At 71.3% G+C, this 18986-nt stretch carries 20 protein-coding genes and 1 pseudogene; 14 read left to right on the top strand and 7 right to left on the bottom strand.

Going from position 1 to position 18986, the window contains the following annotated elements:
- Nucleotides 1–11: 11 nt before the first annotated feature.
- The 4 genes from OIE75_RS04975 (at nt 12) to crcB (ending at nt 2342) form a co-directional block, all read left to right on the top strand.
- Nucleotides 12–434, top strand: coding sequence for a secondary thiamine-phosphate synthase enzyme YjbQ (locus tag OIE75_RS04975; RefSeq protein WP_329469713.1), 423 nt, complete (start codon nt 12–14; stop codon nt 432–434).
- Nucleotides 435–1132: 698 nt separating this feature from the next.
- On the top strand, nt 1133–1621 hold the full coding sequence (locus tag OIE75_RS04970; RefSeq protein WP_329469712.1) for a FluC/FEX family fluoride channel: 489 nt from the start codon (nt 1133–1135) through the stop codon (nt 1619–1621).
- Complete coding sequence (locus tag OIE75_RS04965) at nt 1618–1971, top strand: DUF190 domain-containing protein (RefSeq protein WP_307009994.1); 354 nt, start codon at nt 1618–1620, stop codon at nt 1969–1971. Before OIE75_RS04970 ends, OIE75_RS04965 begins: the two co-directional genes overlap by 4 nt.
- Nucleotides 1968–2342: a fluoride efflux transporter CrcB gene (gene crcB / locus OIE75_RS04960; protein WP_307009992.1), complete on the top strand. Its 375-nt coding sequence runs from the start codon at nt 1968–1970 to the stop codon at nt 2340–2342. Before OIE75_RS04965 ends, crcB begins: the two co-directional genes overlap by 4 nt.
- A 165-nt stretch (nt 2343–2507) precedes the next feature.
- Here crcB and OIE75_RS04955 read toward each other — a convergent pair whose 3' ends face one another.
- The 3 genes from OIE75_RS04955 to OIE75_RS04945 form a co-directional block, all read right to left on the bottom strand.
- The gene (locus OIE75_RS04955) at nt 2508–3413 is read right to left on the bottom strand and encodes a universal stress protein (RefSeq protein WP_329469710.1); all 906 of its coding nucleotides are present in this window, start codon (nt 3411–3413) and stop codon (nt 2508–2510) included.
- Nucleotides 3414–3504: 91 nt separating this feature from the next.
- Nucleotides 3505–4086: an Rv1733c family protein gene (locus OIE75_RS04950; protein WP_329469709.1), complete on the bottom strand. Its 582-nt coding sequence runs from the start codon at nt 4084–4086 to the stop codon at nt 3505–3507.
- A 157-nt stretch (nt 4087–4243) separates the two neighbouring features.
- Nucleotides 4244–4915, bottom strand: coding sequence for a CBS domain-containing protein (locus OIE75_RS04945; RefSeq protein ID WP_329469707.1), 672 nt, complete (start codon nt 4913–4915; stop codon nt 4244–4246).
- A 218-nt stretch (nt 4916–5133) separates the two neighbouring features.
- Between OIE75_RS04945 and OIE75_RS04940 the strand changes: the two genes are divergently transcribed.
- The 5 genes from OIE75_RS04940 (at nt 5134) to OIE75_RS04920 (ending at nt 10731) form a co-directional block, all read left to right on the top strand.
- A complete protein-coding gene (locus OIE75_RS04940; protein WP_329469706.1) occupies nt 5134–6042 on the top strand; it encodes a pyridoxamine 5'-phosphate oxidase family protein in 909 nt (302 codons plus the stop codon).
- A gap of 86 nt (nt 6043–6128) precedes the next feature.
- A complete protein-coding gene (locus OIE75_RS04935) occupies nt 6129–6776 on the top strand; it encodes an OsmC family protein (RefSeq protein ID WP_329469705.1) in 648 nt (215 codons plus the stop codon).
- 376 nt (nt 6777–7152) lie between these two features.
- Entirely contained in the window at nt 7153–8025 is an 873-nt protein-coding gene (locus tag OIE75_RS04930; protein WP_393566949.1) for a universal stress protein, read from the top strand.
- Nucleotides 8026–8168: 143 nt separating this feature from the next.
- Nucleotides 8169–8858: a response regulator transcription factor gene (locus OIE75_RS04925; RefSeq protein WP_329469703.1), complete on the top strand. Its 690-nt coding sequence runs from the start codon at nt 8169–8171 to the stop codon at nt 8856–8858.
- Between the two features lie 133 nt (nt 8859–8991).
- The gene (locus OIE75_RS04920; protein WP_443078288.1) at nt 8992–10731 is read left to right on the top strand and encodes a sensor histidine kinase; all 1740 of its coding nucleotides are present in this window, start codon (nt 8992–8994) and stop codon (nt 10729–10731) included.
- 109 nt (nt 10732–10840) lie between these two features.
- Here OIE75_RS04920 and OIE75_RS04915 read toward each other — a convergent pair whose 3' ends face one another.
- Nucleotides 10841–11296, bottom strand: a complete 456-nt coding sequence (locus tag OIE75_RS04915; RefSeq protein WP_329469702.1) for a hypothetical protein — start codon at nt 11294–11296, stop codon at nt 10841–10843.
- A gap of 193 nt (nt 11297–11489) precedes the next feature.
- On the opposite strand from OIE75_RS04915, the pseudogene OIE75_RS04910 reads away from it, so the two are divergent.
- The 5 genes and pseudogenes from OIE75_RS04910 to OIE75_RS04890 form a co-directional block, all read left to right on the top strand.
- Nucleotides 11490–11690 (top strand): annotated as a pseudogene (locus OIE75_RS04910) (hypothetical protein); the annotation flags it as partial.
- A gap of 157 nt (nt 11691–11847) precedes the next feature.
- Nucleotides 11848–12753, top strand: a complete 906-nt coding sequence (locus OIE75_RS04905) for a universal stress protein (protein WP_329469701.1) — start codon at nt 11848–11850, stop codon at nt 12751–12753.
- Between the two features lie 27 nt (nt 12754–12780).
- Nucleotides 12781–13641, top strand: coding sequence for a universal stress protein (locus OIE75_RS04900; protein ID WP_329469700.1), 861 nt, complete (start codon nt 12781–12783; stop codon nt 13639–13641).
- Between the two features lie 423 nt (nt 13642–14064).
- Nucleotides 14065–15135, top strand: a complete 1071-nt coding sequence (locus tag OIE75_RS04895) for a zinc-dependent alcohol dehydrogenase family protein (RefSeq protein ID WP_307017752.1) — start codon at nt 14065–14067, stop codon at nt 15133–15135.
- An 86-nt stretch (nt 15136–15221) separates the two neighbouring features.
- The gene (locus tag OIE75_RS04890; RefSeq protein ID WP_329469698.1) at nt 15222–15662 is read left to right on the top strand and encodes a pyridoxamine 5'-phosphate oxidase family protein; all 441 of its coding nucleotides are present in this window, start codon (nt 15222–15224) and stop codon (nt 15660–15662) included.
- Between the two features lie 101 nt (nt 15663–15763).
- Here OIE75_RS04890 and OIE75_RS04885 read toward each other — a convergent pair whose 3' ends face one another.
- The 3 genes from OIE75_RS04885 to OIE75_RS04875 all read right to left on the bottom strand — a co-directional run bounded on the left by OIE75_RS04885 (nt 15764) and on the right by OIE75_RS04875 (nt 18826).
- Entirely contained in the window at nt 15764–16441 is a 678-nt protein-coding gene (locus OIE75_RS04885) for a CBS domain-containing protein (protein ID WP_329473934.1), read from the bottom strand.
- Between the two features lie 38 nt (nt 16442–16479).
- A complete protein-coding gene (locus OIE75_RS04880; RefSeq protein WP_329469697.1) occupies nt 16480–16938 on the bottom strand; it encodes a cyclic nucleotide-binding domain-containing protein in 459 nt (152 codons plus the stop codon).
- A gap of 361 nt (nt 16939–17299) precedes the next feature.
- The gene (locus tag OIE75_RS04875) at nt 17300–18826 is read right to left on the bottom strand and encodes a bifunctional aminoglycoside phosphotransferase/ATP-binding protein (protein ID WP_329469695.1); all 1527 of its coding nucleotides are present in this window, start codon (nt 18824–18826) and stop codon (nt 17300–17302) included.
- Nucleotides 18827–18986 lie beyond the last annotated feature (160 nt).

Below are 18986 nucleotides of genomic sequence, written 5' to 3'. Positions count from 1 at the left end.
AGGATGGTCCCATGCCAGATGCCTTCACCACCCGCGTCCTGAACCTCACCACCGGCTCGGCGGAGCGCGTCGCCGACATCACCGGTGACTGCGAGTCCTTCCTGCGCGAGGCGGCGGCCGGCCGCGACGGCCTACTCAACGTCTTCGTGCCGCACGCCACCGCCGGGATCGCGATCATCGAGACCGGCGCCGGCAGCGACGACGACCTGCTGGCCGCACTGCACACCCTGCTCCCGGCCGACGACCGCTGGCAGCACCGCCACGGCAGCCCGGGCCACGGCCGCGACCACGTCCTGCCCGCCCTCGTACCCCCGCACGCGACCCTGCCGGTGATCGGCGGCCGCCTGGAGCTGGGAACCTGGCAGTCGGTGTGCCTGGTGGACACCAACAAGGACAATGTCGACCGTCAGGTTCGACTGAGCTTCCTGGGCTGAGCAGGATCGTCCTGGATGTGGCCGATTCTGCGCACCTTGCGTGCTCGGCATGGATAGGTCTTGTGTGTGCCGGACCTGCGCATGATCGAACGCCCCTACGACGGATGCGGGAAGCGTCTACTCGGTGTGTGACGGCTGTCGCGGATGAAGCTCGCCACGTCGTCTCCGGAACGGCAGCGCGAGAACGTGCTGACCGTTGCCGCGACTGTCGGAGGCCACATCATCGGCTGGGCCGACGACTGGGAGGTCTCGGGCGCCACCGACCTGATGACCCGGCCGAAGCTGGGACCCGGGCGTCGCGATGAGAGGGGCCCGTACGACGGGTTGGTGGCTGCAGCCGTGGGCCATGACCGACGGTAAGCCTTCGACCTATTCGAAGGTCAAGCCGAGCCCCCGGCGTCTGTGCGCCCGCGTAGGGACCAGCAGGCTCTACTCGGGTTCCGCCCCGGGGCTACGGACGGTGACCACGGCGCGTCGGACGTCCTCTGCCGCGATCGGTCTGCTGCCGGGCTGCTCGTGTTTCCCACCGGCCGGCTTCCGGCAGTGCGTATTCTGGGTTGGGTCGGCGACCCTGTGGTTGCCGCGCGGCGGTGGGGCCCGCCGTACCCGAACCGCGGCGCGAGCCGCCAACGGTCCCTACTTGCGGTAACGAGGCGCCCTGAGCCAGGGGCGCTCGGCGAGTAGGAGAGGTGTACCCGATGAAGCTCCCGCATTCCCCGGCCGTGGGCGAGGCGACCGAGCCGGACGCCGACCGCGACATCACCGCTCCGCGAACCGGCGCGTGGCGCGATCGGGCGCCCGTCTTGGGAGTAGTGGCACTGGGCGGTGCGATAGGCGCCTCTGCCCGTTACGGCGCATTCCTGTGGTGGCCGAACGCGGCCGGCGGCTTCCCGTGGACCGCGCTGGTCGTGAACGCGGCCGGCTGCGCCGTGCTCGGTGTGTTCATGGTCGTCCTCAGCGACGTGTGGGCCGCCGCCCACCGGCTGGTGCGGCCGTTCCTGGGCACCGGGGTGCTGGGCGGGTTCACGACGTTCTCGACCTACGCGGTCGACACCCGGCAACTCATCGACAGCGACAGCGCCCGTACGGGACTGGCCTACCTGGGGCTGACGCCGCTCGCGGCGCTGACAGCGGTGGGGAGCGCGGCGTGGATGACACGTCGGATTGTGACGTGGAGGCAGACATGACGAAACTGACCGGACGCGCACTGCGCGCGACGATTCTCGTCGGAGAGAGCGACGTCTGGCATCACAAGTCGCTCTACACCGAGATCGTGCACCGCGCCCACCAGGCCGGGCTCGCCGGGGCCTCGGTGTTCCGCGGGATCGAGGGCTTCGGAGCCTCCTCATTGATCCACACCACCCGGCTGCTCTCGCTGAGCGACGACCTACCCGTCGCCATCGTGATCGTCGACGACGAGCAGCCCCTGCGCGCGTTCCTGTCACAGCTCGACGGACTGGTCACCGAAGGGCTCGTGATCGTCGACGAATGCGAGATCATCCGGTATACCGGCCACGACAAGGAGCCGAAGAAGTGAACTGGGCACTGGTCATCGCCGGAGCCGCCCTCGGCGCGCCCCTGCGGTATCTGACCGACCTGTCGGTGCAGAAGCGGCACGACACCGTCTTTCCCTGGGGCACCTTTGCCGTGAACGTGGCAGGTTGCCTGATCCTGGGCCTGCTCGCCGGCGCCGTCACCTACGGCGCAGCCTCCGACTCGACCCAACTCCTGGTGGGCACTGGGTTCTGCGGGGCGCTGACCACCTATTCGACGTTCTCCTACGAGACGATGCGGCTGGCCGAGTCAGGCGCGAAGTTCTTCGCGGCCGCCAACGTCGTGTCCAGCATCGTGGCAGGTCTCGGAGCGGCCTTCATCGGTGTCACCGTGGCCCGGGCGATGTGGTCCTGAGGGGATTCGTGCACGAGGGCGGCTTCCTTGATCCCCGCCCCGTAGCCTCGGCTTCCGGCCGTCGTGGCGGCTCACCTCCTGCCAAGGCCCTCCCGGGGGAGCCCCGAAGAGCGTCCGGGCCCGGCCCCTGACCGTCGCCCTGGCCCCTGTGACTCCTTCCCTCCGTCACTTGGATTTCCATACCGCCGTGTCGGTCGCGGCGGTCCCCCCTACGACCGCGACGGAACAGTGCGCGTGCTGGAGCACAGCCTGGCTCACCGAGCCCAGCAGCAGGCCGGCGAAGCCTCCGCGGCCCCTCGACCCGACGACCATGAGCCGGGCGTCGCGGCTCGCCTCGATCAACGCCTGCCGCGTCGGTCCGTGGATGTTCCGGCGCTCGACCTTCACGTCGGGATACCGGGTCCGCATCCCGGCAAGGGCCTCGGCGAGGAGCCGTTCCTCCTCGGAGGCCAACACGCCGGGTGCGCAGGCGTAGGCCTCGGACGGGTCCTGAGGAGGGGGCAGGGGGGCGTTCCAGGTCGTCCAGGCGTGCAGGGCGATCACTCGGGCGCCCTGTACAGACGCCTGGTCGAAGGCGAAACGGACGGCTGCCGCTCCGGCGGGCGAACCGTCCACGCCCAGGACGACGGGCCCTGCCGACGCCTCGGCCCGCCGCACGACGACCACGGGGCACGCGGCACGGGCGACGATCCCGAGGGCCGTGCCGCCCGAAAGAGGCCGGGCGAATGGAGTCGGGCCGCCGTGTCCGACGACGACGGCTTCGGCTGTGCGGGACTGGGCCGATAGCACGCCGACCGGTTCGCCGGGAAGAACCAGCGTCGAGATCTCGATGCCGGGCGCCTCGTCCCGCGCCCGGTCGGCGGCCTCCTGCACCACCGCGTCCGCCGCCTCCCGGACATATTCTCTGACAGTCCTGGGGAGGGCGGCGTCCAGCGGCAGCCCCAGGGGCCGGGCGAGTACGTGCACCACTCGTAGCGCGAGGCTGCGCGCCTCGGCATCCCTGGCGGCCCACACGACGGCGTCCAGGGAAGAGGCGGAACCGTCCGCGCCCACCGTCACGTTCGCCCTCATCACTTCCTCCCTCCGCCGCACCGACCTGCGGACGCCCTGGGAGCCGGTGCTCTCGAAGCGGTGATGGATGTGGGCGTCCGCGAGGGGCGGATCAGCTGGCAGCGCGGCCCCACTGGGACCCGATCTCCCGCCACTCGTCCTCCCACGCCGCGCGCCGCCGGCGGTCGAGAACCAACTTGAACCCGTAGTAGCCGGCCGCCGCCGCTGTAACGACGGCGAAGGTCGAGGCGGCGCCCATGAAAACAGCGTCCACGCCTGCCTGACTGGCGGTGGGGGGCGCGGTCGTCAGGCGGTCCTGCCGGTCCGTCCAGACCGTGACCCGGGAACCCGCCTTCGTGTTCTCGTCGACCGTGGCCTTGCCCGAGTGCCGCGTACCGTCGGGTGCCGTCCAGCGCACGGACGCGTCGACGCGGCCCCCCGTGGCTCCGTCGGCCAGGGCATTGCGGGAGGTGTCCGACAGCAGGACTGCTGTGACGGGATGGTGATCCGCGCGTCGCTGTGCCGAGCCGTGAGCTGAGGCCTGCGCCCCCAGTATTCCGGCCACGGGGGCCGCGACAGCGACCAGCAGCCAGACGAGTAGCAGGATCCAGCCCTCCAGCACGTCTTCGCGGCGGCGCAGCGGATTGCGGCGCCAGCGCCACAGAGACCGGCGAACGGTTCTGGTCCTGCGCATTGTGACCACCTCCGGCTGTCGACTTCAGCCTCACGCCCCGCGACGATGCGCGGTATGGGCCGTTCGGGCACCGCTCGCGCTCTGCCCGGGTCGTCCGGCCCCGATGGGCAGCGGTCCTTCGGAGAGATGCGGCACCACCGCCACGGGCATGGCGGACTCAGCTGATGCTCTCCTCCACCGACTCCCCGGAACGGCTGACGATCTCGGTGTCGACGGACACCACGCCGTCGACACCCAGGCAGAGGCGCTCGATGACGGGGACCAGCTCCGCGCTGTCCACGCGGCCCTTCAGCGTGACGCGGCCATCGGTGACGTCCACCGTCAGGCTGGTCGGCGCAAGGCCCAGAGTCCGGACGAGCAGGTCACGGCTGATCTCCTCGCGCAGGGCTTCGTCCCGACGCAGGAACACCCGGAGGAGATCGCCGCGGCTGACGATGCCCACCAGTTGTCCCACCTCGTCCACCACGGGCAGACGCTTGACTCCTCCGGACTCCATCGCCCGCGCGGCCTCCACGACGGTCCACTCCGGTCGTGCGCACTCCGCCGGCGCCGTCATCAGCGCTTCCGCCGTGACGTCGTCGCCCGCAGTGTCGTCCGTCCGGGGCGAGGCCGCGTAGACAACCGGCCCGGCCGGGTCGGGGCGTTCGGCGATCCTGACCACCAGATCGGCCTCCGACACGACGCCGAGGGGGTGTCGGAGATCGTCGACCACGGGTAGGGCGGTGACGTCGTTGTCGGCCAGCAAACGCGCGATCGTCTTGAACGACGCGTCCTTGTGGACCTGGACGACACCTCGGGTCATGAGGTCTCCCACCGTTCGGTGCTGCATGACTCCTCCTTGGGGATGATCACTGCGGGCCGGCCGCCGGGGCCATCCGCACCGGTCACTCCCACTGTGCTCACGCGGGCCGTCAGGAGCTTGGGGCCCTTCGTGCAACGCGGCCAGGGCCGTTCGGCACCCGCCGCCGGGACCCTCGGCCGTCTGGTGGGCACGGCCTCGGGGCGTGACGCTGGAAGCAGAGCCTCATCGAGGGAGAGGGCACCGTCATGTACGCGCACGTTGGCGACCGGCTGGTCGTCGAGAGTCCCTCCACCGGCGTCGTCCGGCGGGATGGGGAGATCGTCGGCCTGCACCACGACGACGGGACTCCGCCCTACGACGTCCGCTGGTCCGACACCGGAGACGTCACCTTGGTCTTTCCCGGTCCCGACGCGCATGTGGACCGTCCCGGGGAGCCCCAGGACCAGGTGCCGGAGGCGAGGCGGACAACTCGCCCGGCCCACCGAGCGCCGAAGCCTGCCACCGGCGCAGGGGACATCGGGCGACGCCTGCTCGCCGCCCGCCGGCGCAAGGGCCTGGGGCTCGAGGAGGTGGCCCGGAGAGCGGGTATGGCACCCCAGTACGTGGCCTACTTGGAGAATCACACCGCGGACCCGGGCTTCGGCTCCCTGCTGCGGCTGGCAGATGCCCTTGGGACCACGTACGCCGAACTGCAGGGGGGCGGCACGGACCGCCCGCCCGGGCAGGGAGTGGCCCTCGCCACCCCGCGTCTGAGCGACCTCGACGGGGACGAATGCCGGGCACTGCTGTCCACGCACGGAGTGGGGCGCCTGGCGTTCACCTCGGAGCACGGTCCCTGCGTGCTTCCCGTCAACTACGACTACGACGCGGCGGAAGGGGAGGTCGTCTTCCGCACCGCTCCGGGCTCGGCGGCGGCCGCGGCCGCGGACCATGAGGTCGCCTTCGAGGTCGACCACGTGGACGACGCGATGAGCCAGGGGTGGAGTGTCCTTGTCGTGGGCCGGTGCCGGGCCGTCACGGATCCGGAAGAGGCACGCCGGCTGGACGAGGCCGCCCACACCGTGCCCTGGGCGGGCGGGGCGCGTACGTTCTGGTTCGCCGTGTCGACCGGGCGTCTGACGGGGCGACGGATCACGTCGGCGGCCGGCTCATGAGCGCGCGCCCGCGCGCCGTGACGTGAGACGGGAGATGCCCGGCCGACGAAGAGGAGCCGGACGGTCGAAACTTCGCGGGAGACACGATGAAACTGCACACACGCTGTGGCCGCACGATCAACGTCACCCGGTTCGCCCCGGAAGGTCTGCCCGGGCGGATGGGCCGGGTCGTCCTGGACACCTCGTTCTCCACCCACGACGAGGACGAGCTGTGGGCGTCGCTCACGGCCGAGGAGGCAAGACGCCTGGCCGGGCTGCTGCTGTACCAGGCCGCCGCCGTGGATCCGGAGCCCCGTCCCGACCCCGGAGCGGTCGAGGTGGTGCCGTTAGTCGGGGACGCCTACGAGATACGCGTCCGTGGACACGTCCTGACCGTCGATCAGCCGCTCACCGACGGAGGCAAGGACACCGCTCCCACCCCGGTGGAACTGTGCGTCGCGGCGGTGGCCTCGTGCGCGGCGCACTACGCCGGGCGGTTCCTGGACCGGCACGGTGTGGGCCGTGACGGTCTGTCCGTCCGCGCGCGATTCCGGATGGCGGACGACCGGCCGGCCCGGGTGGCTTCGCTGTCCCTCACAGTCGTGGCTCCGGAGCTGCCACCGGAGAAGCTGGGAGCACTGCGTGCGGTGGTGGCCCACTGCACGGTCACGAACTCCCTCACCAGGCCGCCGGAGACAGAGCTACGGGTCATCAACGGCGCCCCGGAGGACGCCCCGGGTCCGCTCGAAACCTGACGGGCGCGACCTGGTCGGCGAGATCCCCGGGTGCGGCCGTACTAATAGGGCATCGGCCGCCCCGAGGGCGTAAGCAGGTCCGGCGGGTCCGGCCGGCGTGGCGGCCGGGGGTGACTTGTCACAGGGATCCGTTGCATGACGATCGCCTCGCCTCACTCCGCCCCCGCTGTTCACCAGCGTCACGCACGGGCGGCCACAGGACGAGGGGCGTTCGGCCCCTGCAGAAGAGCCCGGACGGCACGTCATCCTGCCGGAGGGCCGAAGGTCCCCTGTCGGGACCCGCCCGTCCCTGTCATGTCTGTCCGGGCAGTGCGACCGTGAAGACGGCAAGCCATGCGGCACGAGGGGGGACGCGGAGGAGAAGGCGGTGGAGATGATGGCACTTCCCCTGGTGGTCGGAGTCGACGGGTCGGACGGCAGCCTGCAGGCCATCGACTGGGCGGTGGACGAGGCGCTGCTGCGCCGACTCCCGTTGCGCCTCGTCTACGCCTCGCTGTGGGAGCGGTACGAGGGTGTCCGACCGGCCGTGGGCCGGGAGCGCCCCTCCGAACAGGTGATGGCGGACAACATCGTCGGCACGGCCGCCGAACGTGTTCGCCGGTACGGCCCCGACCTGGAGATCGACACCGAGGTGGTGCCCGCGGAGGCGGTGTCCGCGCTGCTGGCCGAAGGCATGCACGCCACGGCGGTGATCACGGGATCACGCGGCCGTGGAGAGCTCAAAGGGGCGCTGCTCGGCTCGGTGAGCCTGGCCGTCGCCGCGCGGGCCGACTGCCCCGTGATCGTGGTCCGGGGCGACAAGCCCGCGCTGTCCGGCTCCCACCAGCGTGTCCTGCTGGGTGCGGGCGACCCCGACACGAGCGGTGAGGCGCTGCGGTTCGCATTCGACGAGGCCGAGATACGAGATTGCGAACTGGACGTGGTACGGGCCTGGCGCTGCCCGGAGTACGAGATCATGGGGGCCGCGGCGCTGGCCGATGCCGGGCATCAGCACCAGGAGCGGGCGTCCGCCCTGATCGACACGTTGACAGCGGAGGCAGTGACGGCGCATCCCAGTGTCCAGATGCGCAGGACGACGATCGAGGGGCCCGCCCGCAAGGTGCTGGTGGCACGGTCGGCCGCCGCCGATCTCGTCGTCGTGGGCGCCAGGCACAGGTCCGGCCACTTCGGCCTCCAGCTCGGGCGAGTCACCCACACCCTGCTCCAGCACGCGGCCTGCCCGGTGGCGGTCGTGCCCCAGGCGGCGTGACACCCGGCCCCCCGTGGCCGCGAGCCGTCCGTCGCCCGGAGCCGCGGAGCACGGCCGAGAGTGGGCCGACCGGCCCTGGCCCATGGCCCCGGCACGGGGGAAGACTGAGGCTGGAGCAGGGACGCGTCCTCGAGGAGTGGTCGATGATGGGCAGCGAGCGGGCCGACGGGGTGACCGAGATCAAGGTCTTCCTTCTGGACGATCACGAGGTCGTCCGGCGGGGGGTGCACGACCTGCTGGACGACGAGCCCGACATCACCGTGGTCGGCGAGGGGGCGAGTGTCGCACAGGCCCTGGCCCGGGTCCCGGCGCTGCGGCCGGACGTGGCCGTACTGGATGTGCGCCTGCCGGACGGCGACGGGGTGACCGTGTGCCGGGAACTGCGTTCGAGCATGCCCGACCTGGCCTGTCTGATGCTGACCTCGTTCGACGACGAGGAGGCGCTGCTCGACTCGATCATGGCGGGTGCGGCCGGTTACGTGCTGAAACAGATCGAGGGCTCGGATCTCGTCTCCGCGGTGCGTACCGTGGCCCGTGGACAGTCCCTCCTGGACCCGAGCGCCACCACGAAAGTGATGGCACGGCTGCGCGGCGGGCAGGAGCCCGAGGAGCCGGACGCGCTGCCCGGCCTGACCCAGCGGGAGCGGGACATCCTGGCGCTGATCGGAGAGGGGCTCACCAATCGGCAGATCGGCCAGCGGCTGTATCTGGCGGAGAAGACGGTCAAGAACCACATCTCCCGCCTGCTCGCCAAGCTTGGGGTGGAGCGGCGCATCCAGGCCGCCGTGATCGCGACCCACGCCCAGGACCGCATGCGGACCGAAGGACACTGACCCGCCGCCGGGGTCCCGTCCCCGGGCGTGGTGCGGAGCCGACCGACTCCCATGTCGCGGTCCCCTGGGAGCCGCTACCGTGGAGACGTGCGGTGTGAGAGCCGTACTGTCCATGGGCGCACGGAGGCCGGTGGTGGGAGAACCCGAGGGGGCGCGGGAGGTGCGGCTGCCACAGCTGCGGCTGGACGAGCTGCTGGGCGAGTTGCAGGCCCGACTCGACGCTGCCCGCGGCACTCATGACCGGGTGCACAGCCTGCTGGAGGCGGCGCTCTCGGTGGGCCGGGAGCTGGAGCTGGAGCAGGCGCTGCGCGGCATCGTGGAGGCCGCGGCGACGCTCGTGGACGCCGAATACGGTGCGCTGGGCGTGATCAGCCCGGACGGCCGGCGGCTGTCCGCCTTCCACACCGTGGGGGTCGGCGAAGAGGAGATCGCCCGCATCGGTCCGTTCCCGGAGGGGCACGGCATCCTGGGGGAGCTGATCAGACACCCCGAGCCGCTGCGCCTGGCCAAGCTCTCCGACCACCCCGCCTCCTACGGGTTCCCGTCGCACCATCCGCCCATGAACACCTTCCTGGGCGTCCCCATCCGTGTCCGCGATCACGTCTTCGGCAACCTGTACCTGACGGAGAAGCGCGGCGGGCGGGAATTCGACGAGGACGACGAGTCGGTACTGGCCACCTTGGCCGTGGCGGCCGGCGTGGCGATCGACAACGCGAGGATGTACGAGAGATCCAGGCTGCGTGAGCGCTGGCTGGAGGTAAACGCGGAGATCATGCACACCCTGATGTCCGGTGCCGAGCAGAGCGACGCACTCAGGCTGATCGCGGAGCGGGCTCAGGAGATCACGGTGTCCGCTCTCGGGGTTGTGGCCTTGCCCATCCCCGGTACCCAGGATCTGGCGGTGGAGGTGGCGATCGGCCGCGAGGCCGAGACCTGGCGCGGACTGGTGCTGCCCGTGGAGGGCAGCCTCGTCGGCGCGGCGTACGCCGGCAGAGCACCGGTGAGGAGCCCGGACGTGGCGGGCGACGAGCGGATCTCGGTGGGCCCGCCGCGTTTCTCGGGACTGGGGCCCGCCGTGGCCGTACCCGTGGTTGCGGGCGAGCGTCTGCGCGGTGTGGTGCTGCTGGTGCGAGCGGCGTCCGACCCCGGGTTCACTCAGGAGGAGACCGGATCACTGCAGGTGTTCGCGGCCCAGGCCGCGGTCGCCATGGAACTGGCCGAACGCCGCCGGGACGCGGAGCAGATCGCGTTGCTCGAGGACCGTGACCGCATCGCGCGGGATCTGCACGACCTGGCGATCCAGCGTCTGTTCGCCACGGCCATGACTCTGCAGAGCGCGGCGCGCTTCATCCAGCACGCCAAGGCCGCGGAACGGGTCCAGCGGGCCGTGGGGGACCTTGACGAGACGATCAAGATCATCCGATCGACGATCTTCGGGCTGCGAGCCAGAGAGGGCGACGGCACGTCGTCCGCGCTGCGGGCCCGTGCGGTCCGCACCGTCGCGGAGACGGCGCCGGCACTGGGCTTCGCCCCCGGTATCCGGATGGAGGGTCTGCTCGACACGCACGTACCGAGGGACACCGTCGAGCACCTCGTAGCGGTCCTGACGGAGTCCTTGACCAACGTCGCACGCCACGCCCACGCCGGCCGTGCCGATGTCGTCCTGGAGACGGACGGCACCTGGGTCGGGCTCACGGTCTCCGACGACGGGGTCGGCATCCCGCCCGGCGGTCACCGCAGCGGACTGCGCAACATGGCGGAACGCGCGTGCAAGCTCGGCGGAGAGATGCGCCTGGAGAGTCCCGAGGGGGGAGGGACTCGCCTCGTGTGGAGGGTGCCCGTGGCGGGGGAGGCCGCCGGGCCGACCCCCTGACCTCCGCGGGCGGCGATCCGTTCAGTGTGCCGGGTGCGTCACGGGCTCCAGACTCGGTCGGCGCCGTGTCGGGGTGAGAGGGAGCTCCCCGGACCGTAACCGATGCGAATCACCATCTGCGGCCGGGCGCGACGCGCAGCCGTCGAGTCACTGAGCCGGCCGCGCAGTCCGCCCACTCCACGGCCTGGTGCAGCAGGGAGGCCTGCACGCCGGACGCGGTTGCCAGCAGGAGTACACGTTCCAGTGCCTGACCGGCGTGCAGCCAGTCCGTCCGGCGGTCCTGGGCCGTGGCGAGAACCGCGAGCTGTGGTGGTCGCTCCAGAGGGCGGGGCGATAGGACGTCCGTCCGAGCCGCGTCGGCCAGTTCGCCGCGGAGATCGAGGGGCAGCGCCACGCCGGAGAAGGGGAACCGGCTGCTGTGCCGGTACCGGACAGCGTCGTACGACCCGGGTGCAACCGTGGTGCGGGTGGCGTCCGCGAGCCGGACCGTGGCCAGCAGATCGGGGCGGTCGGGGTGAGGTAGCAATCGTGTCATCGGTTCCCAGCCCAGGTGGACCGCGGCCACGCGCAGGTTGAAGGCCGCGCAGCCCGCAGTCAGATGGACGGCGCGCCCCTCGGGTCGGCACGGGGCAGCGCTCGTTCGGCAGCGGCTGTGACCTCCGGCGTGCAGGTGTCCGGTTCGAGGCCGAAGCGCCAGGGCTGGGTGCCGTGAAGGGATGGAGCGGCCGCGGCCGCGGAGATCAGACGTTCCAGGGCCGATGTGGATGGCCGAGTGGCCTCCTGCGCGGCATCTGCCGGACGGTGCTCCCGGCATGTCCACGAACCCGTTCGTGGACTACCACATCGTCTACGCGGCGGTACTCGTCGTCCTGGCCACGGCGTCCGCCGGCGACGCTGTCGGTCTCGGTCGGCCGTGGTCCCGGCTGCCGATCGTCCGCGACCGGATGTGGCTGCGCTGAAGAGGACCGGTGGGGCAGGTTCGGAGACGGGGCCGAGGCCTGCCCCACCGTCCGGCGCGGGACCCTCGGCCGCATCGCGGGGACCAGCGGCCCTCGCCCAGGGGCCGGCCGCGTCACACGCTGAGAACAGGAAGACCTGACCCAGGAGGTGTGCAGCATGACCCGCATGATCACCGTGGGGATCGACGGCTCGCCCGAGAGCCGAGCCGCCGCTGAATGGGCGGCCCGCGAGGCCGAGCTGCGCGACGTGCCGGTACGTCTGCTGCACGTCTGGGAGCCGGTGCCCGAGCCCATGGCCCAAGCCCCGCTCCTCGGCGCCGACACGCACCAGCACTGGACGGAGCGTGTTCCGCGGGAAACGGCCGAGGGACTGGAGCGTCGCCATCCTGGTGTCGGGGTGATGAGTGAGCAGCTGTCCGGCCAGCCGGCGGACGCACTGGTCAAGTCCAGCGAGGGGGCGGAACTGCTCGTCCTCGGATCGCGCGCCCTGAGCGGACTCGGCGGCTTCCTCGTCGGCTCGGTCGGACAGGCCGTGATCGCCCACACCGAGACCCCCGTGGTCCTCGTGCGAGCGGGCGAGCAGGCGACAGACGAGCACGTGATGGATCCCTCCGGAATCCCTTCTGCGGCCACCGCGTTCCGGCCCGTCGTCGTCGGGGTCGACAGCGACAGCCCCGACGACAGCGTCCTGGACTTCGCCTTCGAGGAGGCTCGACGCCGCGGCACCGCACTGCACGTGGTCAGCGGCTGGCAGCTGCCGCCGTACTACCCGTACGTGCTGGCTGCGGGTGCGGCACCCGAGGAAGGGGCGGTCCGCAGGAAGGCGTCCGACCTCACCCGGGTGTTGCTGCCCTGGCGGCAGAAGTACCCGGGCGTCGAGGTCGTCGAGGTGTCCCGCTCTGGCAGTCCCGCCCGCCATCTGGTCGACGTCTCGCACGACGCGTCCCTCCTGGTCGTCGGCCGACGCGTTCGTCACAACCCGTTCGGAGCGCACATCGGCGCCATCACCCACGCGGTGATGCACCACGCCACCGCCCCCGTCGCCGTTGTCGCGCACCTCTGACGTCTACTGCCGTGTGGAGGAGGGATCATGTATCTGCCGTTGGTGGTCGGCGTCGACGGCTCCGAGCCCAGCCTGCGAGCCGTCGACTGGGCGGCCGACGAGGCCTTCCTGCACCGGCTTCCTCTGCTGGTGCTCTTCGCGAGCCGATGGGAGCGGTACGAGGGGGACGCGCTCGCACACGAACTGGGCAAGCCGTCCGAGAGGGTGCTGGCGGACGACATCCTGCGCGTCGCAGCGGGGCGCGCCCGGCTGCGACACCGGGACCTGGCGGTCACCTCCGAGACGGTGCCTGACGAAGCCGAGCACGCCCTGGTGTGCGCGGGACGCAACGCGTCCATGATCGTCTTGGGCAGCCGCGGTCGGAGCGGTTTCGCGGACAGGCTGCTGGGTTCCGTCTGCCGGGCCGTGGCCGCGGGCAGCGACTGCCCCGTCGTGGTGCTGCGCGGCGACCACGACAACAGGGCGGTCGGCGGACGGCGCGACGGTCTCGTCGTCGGTGTCGGAGAAGCGTCAGCCTCCGTCCTGCGATTCGCCTTCACGGAGGCGCGCTTGCGCCGTGTGCCTCTCACCGCCGTACGGGCGTGGCGCTGCCCCGCCCCCGAGACGATCGATCACCCGCTGCTGACCGGGGAACCGGCCCGCCTGTACGAGGAGCGGGCGGCCAAGGAACTGGAAGCCGCGCTGGAGGACACGCCGGCCGACATCACGGTGCGCAGGCACACCGCCGAGGGGCCGGCCCGCAGAGTACTGCCCGCCGCTTCGGCCGAAGCCGATCTGCTGGCGGTCGGCCGTCACACCCATGCGAAGCTCGGCCGTGTCACCCACACGGTGCTGCACCGTTCGTCGTGCCCCGTCGTCATCGTGCCCGAGCGGCCGCGAGAGCGCTGACCGGCGCCTCCGCGAACGTGGTCGGGCCGGCCGGTCGGCCGAGGAGCGGCGGTCGGTCCCGTTTCCGAGGACATCCGAGCGCTGCAGGACGCCGGCTGGGACCCGGCAGGGTCACCTATGGCTCGGGAGTGCCTGGCTCCGGGTCATTGGCCGCCGCCGGAAGCCGTAGCGGCCGCACCGACCTTCCATCGTCGGCCCGTCCTTAGTTGGCAGTGGCGGAGCCCTCACCGAACGGGTCGTCGGGCCCGGTTCGGGGGCCGACGAGCGGCGTGCGGGGGCCGTCCGGCCCAAGCGTGACCCACGCCCCCGCGACATTCTGGAGGCATGGGGCAGCCCCCGTCGTAACGACGGTCGCGGGCCCGTTGGCGAATCCGGCCGGCCGGGCCCAGGACGCTCCCGAGCACAGAGAGGGTGAGCATCGCGATGAAGGGCTACGTGTTCCACGGGCCGGGTCGGTCCGCGTGGGAGAACCTGCCCGATCCGGACCTCAAGGACCCCACCGACGCCGTGGTGCGGGTGGACGCAGTCACCATCTGCGGAACGGACCTGCACATCCTGAAGGGGGACGTCCCCGAGGTGCGCCCCGGAACCGTCCTCGGCCACGAGGCCGTCGGTGAGGTCGTCGAGGTCGGCACGGACGTGCGCACCGTGCGGCCCGGAGACCGCGTGCTGGTCTCCTGCATCACCGCCTGCGGACGGTGCCGCTACTGCCGTGAGGGCGTCTACGGTCAGTGCCTCGGAGGAGGCGGCTGGATCCTGGGCCACCTGATCGACGGCACACAGGCGGAGTACGTCCGGGTTCCGTTCGCCGACCTCTCGGTGTACCCCCTGCCGGGTGCCGTCAGCGACGAGGACGCCGTGCTGCTGGCCGACATCTTCCCGACGGCCTACGAGGTCGGCGTGCTCAACGGACGCGTCCGCCCCGGGGACACCGTCGTCGTCGTGGGCGCCGGACCCATAGGGCTGGCGGCCGTCGCCACGGCCCGGCTGTTCGCGCCCGAACGGATCGTCGCCGTGGACCTGGCCGCCGCCCGGCTGGAGGCTGCCCGCAAACTCGGTGCCGAGGCCGTGGCCGACGCACGGGAGACCCCGGAGCAGCTGGTGGCCGACCTCACCGGGGGCCTGGGCGCCGATGTCGTCATCGAGGCGGTCGGCGTACCGGAGACGTTCGAGATGTGCACCCGCATGGTGCGTCCCGGCGGACATGTCGCCAACATCGGCGTGCACGGAAAACCGGCGAGTCTGCATCTCGAGGACCTCTGGATCAAGAACGTCACGATCACCACCGGTCTGGTGGACACCCACTCCACGCCCACCCTGCTGCGTATGGCCGCGTCCGGCCGGCTCCCCACGTCCCAGCTGGTGACCCACACCTTCCCGCTGGAGCGTATGGAGGAGGCGTACGAGGTGTTCGCGGGTGCCGCCGACACCGGCGCCCTGAAGGTGGTCCTCGGAGGCCCGCGGCACGATGTCGTCGCCGCCGACGCCATCTGACACGACCTTCGCCGGATGCGTCCGGTGGCGCCGGGCGCGTCCGAACCACTGGTGAGAACGGTTCACGAACGAGAGACGGCGGGCCGATGTACCGCAACGACGGTTTCCTGGAACTGGGCAGGCAGGAGAGCCTGCGGAGGCTGTCGATGGCGGATGTGGGCCGTGTCGTCTTTACTCGCGACGCGCTGCCGGCGGTGCTGCCGGTCCACTTCTCGCTGGACGGGGGCGGTGCCGTTCTGCTGCGGACCTCGGCGGCGTCCGAGATGGCCCGCGCCGTCGACGGAGCGGTGATCGCCTTCGAGGCGGACGAGGTCGACGCGGCGGCGCACTCGGGGTGGAGTGTCGTCGTCACCGGTCCGGCCTCCGTGGTGACCGATCCCGTCGACCGGCAACGCCTGATCAGAGCCGGCCCCCGTTCGTGGGCCGCCCGGCCGGGCGACCTTTTCGTGCGGATCGAGCCGGAACTGGTAACCGGACGCGAACTCCGCGGCAGGCAGGACTTGTACGGAGTGCCCTGGCCGCCTTGAGTCAGACCCGCGGGAGGACTTGACCGTCCTGTCGGGTGCGGGTACCCACAACGCCGTGCGCGGCCGGACACCACCGGCCGCGCACGGTCGTGCCACGCCGGTCAGGGGTTGTTGCTTCCCACGGCCTCACGAGGCTCGTCACGCTCGACCCTGCACTCGACGTCGACCACGCCCTCCACCGCGCGGACCAGTCGGGCGGCGACCGGGACGAGGGACGTGTCCCGGAAGGGGCCCGTGAGCGTGACCACGCCGTCGGCGACGGCCACGCGGACAGGGCGGGCCGCGCCCGGGAAGACGATCGGCACGATGTCGTGCTCGACTTCGTCGGCGATCTCCTCGTCCGCGCGCAGGAAGACTCGCAGCAGGTCTCCCCGGCTCACCACACCCTCCAGCAGTCCCTCAGAGCTGACCACCGGCAGTCGCTTGACGCTCCGCCGGGCCATGATGCGGGCCGCCTCCGCCAGCGTGGCGTCGGGGTGGACGGTGACGGCGGGCGCGGACATCACGTCTGCCGCGCTCAGCCCTCCCGCCTTGGCCAGGTCGGCCAGACGGCGCATCTGGGTGAACCGGTCCGGGTCGCTGTCGCGGAACTCCTCCTTGGGGAGCAGGTCGGCCTCGGAGACGACGCCGATGACCCGGCCCTCGCCCTCCAGCACGGGCAGGGCACTGACCTTCCACTGCTGCATGAGCGTGACGATGTCCTTGAACGGGGCGTCGCGGCCCACGGCCACGACGGTGTGCGTCATGACGTCGCTCACGACGCGCGGACCGGCGTACAGCATGGTGTTTCCTTCTCGCGGAGTGGACGACGTCCGGGTCATGGGAGGCTTCCGCTCCCGTGCGGGCCGTACAGGTCGAGCAGCCTGATGCGCGCCGCGTGCAGCCTCTGGGCGACCACGTTGCCGACCCAGACGGCGACCGCACGGCCGAACGCCGGGTCCTGGGCGCACAGGCCACGCACGGCCTCGGCGTCGAACTCCCAGGCCCGAACCGGGGTCATCGCCTCAGCGCCCAGATGCCACCGGTAGGGCGGGAAGTGCCAGGACCAGCCGAGGAGTTCCCCGTGGCCGAGCGACTCGATGGCGGCCGGCCGGCGGCCGGGCACACGCAGGTCGAGGGTGACGCTGCCGGTGCGGACGATCCAGAACCGGTCGGCACGCTCGCCCTCTTCGAACAGGCGCGCGCCCGCCGCGAAGGACACCTCGCGAGCGGCTCGCAGGAGCCGTTCACGGTGCTCCGTCGGGAGGCCCGCGGCCAGTGTGGTGATGGAGGTCATCGCTCCGCTCCCTGCTTCTCGGGGGCGCGCGGTCGGGTGGCGTCCAGCGGTACCTCGCCTCCGCACGCAGGCCGGGCGGCGCGCCCTTCGCTGATTCCAGGCTGTTCCCGGGCGCGGCACGACGCCAGGGGCTGCCCGGGCCGGATTTCCGGCCGTTCGGCCCTCGCCCTGCCGTCAAGTCGAGCGGCGGACTGGTTCGGTCATGACCGATGGGGGGAGCTCGCCGAGGTGGGCACGGTGCGTAGCGACGCGCTGGTCGCCGTACCTTCGCACGGCGACCGCAATCCGGTCATCGCCCGCACGGCCAGGGAGACATGGGGAGGACCGGGTCCCGACAGGGCCGGGTGGACACCGCCGTGCGTCAGTCCGGCTCCATGTAGGGTCGCCGGAATACTTTCGCCTGGTCCGAGCCCCACGGCCGGACGGCCGCCATAGCCTGGGCGACCGCCGATTCCAGAGAACCGCTGGTGTCGACGCTGATTGCCTCGGGCCAGGGCTCTTCCTTGGCCGCCATGGCGTCGGCCACGCGGAGATCGGCATCGGATGCGCCGGGGGTACGGGTGGTCAGGCGGGCCGCCGCCATGTCGCCGGGCACATGGCAGTGCAGGGCCACGAGATCGGCGTCGGCGTGTTCTGCGGTGCGCCGCGCCGCCTCGCGCTGGGCCGAGTCGATCCACGTGGCATCCAGGACCACGGACTCGCCCCTGGCCAGGAGAGCCGCTGCGCGGTCCAGCAGCGCGACATAGGTTCTGGCCGTCCACTGAGGGGTGTACAAGCCCTCGCCGTACTCGGCCGTTGCGGTCTCTTGAGGGGAGAGTCCCGCCATCTCCTTGCGCAGACGGTCGCTGCTGAGCAGCACTGCTCCCAGACGGTCGGCCAGTGCCCCGGAAAGCGTGGACTTCCCGGTGCCGGGAAGTCCGGCCACGAGCGTCAGACCTACGGCCGAAGTCCGCAGATGGCGCAGCGCCATGACGACGAGCTGTCGTGCCGTCGCCTGCGCGCCGGGCGCGCCCTGCCGGGCCTGGATCATGGAGACCTTGGCCCGGACGAAGGCGCGATAGGCGACGTAGTGGTGCCACAAGGACCGCGGTGCGTGGTCACCGGAGTACTCGCTGTACTGGGCCAGGAAGAATGCCGCGGACTCGGACGCTCCCAGCAGTTCGAGGTCCATGGCCAGGAACGCGGCGTCGTCAAGCCCGTCGACGTACCGGAGAAGGTCGTCGAACTCCAGGCAGTCCAGGATCCGTGGCCCGTCGTCGAGGCAGAAGATGTCGTCGGCGAGAAGGTCACCATGCCCGTCGAGCACCCGCCCCTGCTCGATGCGAAGGTCGAACAAGGGCTTGCGGCCCGCGAGATAGCGACGGAACAGCCGCTCGATCCCAGTCAGCTCGTCCCTCGTCGCGCCCTCGGCGGCCATGGCATCGACCTGCGCCAAACTGGCGTCCCAGCGCGCTGCCAGGGCGTCCCGCGTGCCCTGTGCCGCGATGCCGGGTCCTCGGGGCGCGGCGACGTGCCATGCGGCGAGTTGCCTGGCGACGGCCCGTAGGGCTTCGTCGACGGGGGCTCCGGCCCGGACAAGATGCGACAGACGGCGGTCACCAGGCATGCGGCGCATCACTACAAGCGGCTCAGCCTCCTGCTCACCCGGGGCGCGCAGCTCTCCCAGACCCGTGTACACGTCTGGCGAGAACCGTCGGTTGAGTTCGATCTCGCGCTCACACACGGCGCGACGCGACGACAGCGCGGTGTAGTCCAAGAACCCCAGATTCACCGGCTTCTTGCGCTTGTAAGCGCGATCTCCCATGAAGAAGACCACTGCGGTGTGCGTCTCAGAGACGTCCGCGCGCTGTTCCGGCGCAGAATCCCCGTGGTGCCCCGGATCAGACACAGCGGGCCTCCCGGGTCTCCAGACCCGCGATGACAGCTGGTGACATAACAGGTGGCCTCCGCGGTCTCAGCAACGTGCGCACTCCCTTGAACAAGTACCTCACGGCCCCCTTTGTGCTGCATCCGGACTTGGCCGCTCTGGTACACCGGCCGCGGGCGGA

This window comes from Streptomyces sp. NBC_01723, from assembly GCF_036246005.1.
GTDB lineage: Bacteria > Actinomycetota > Actinomycetes > Streptomycetales > Streptomycetaceae > Streptomyces.
Note: the sequence above shows the minus strand (reverse complement) of the source record. Positions and strands in the feature narration are given on the sequence as shown.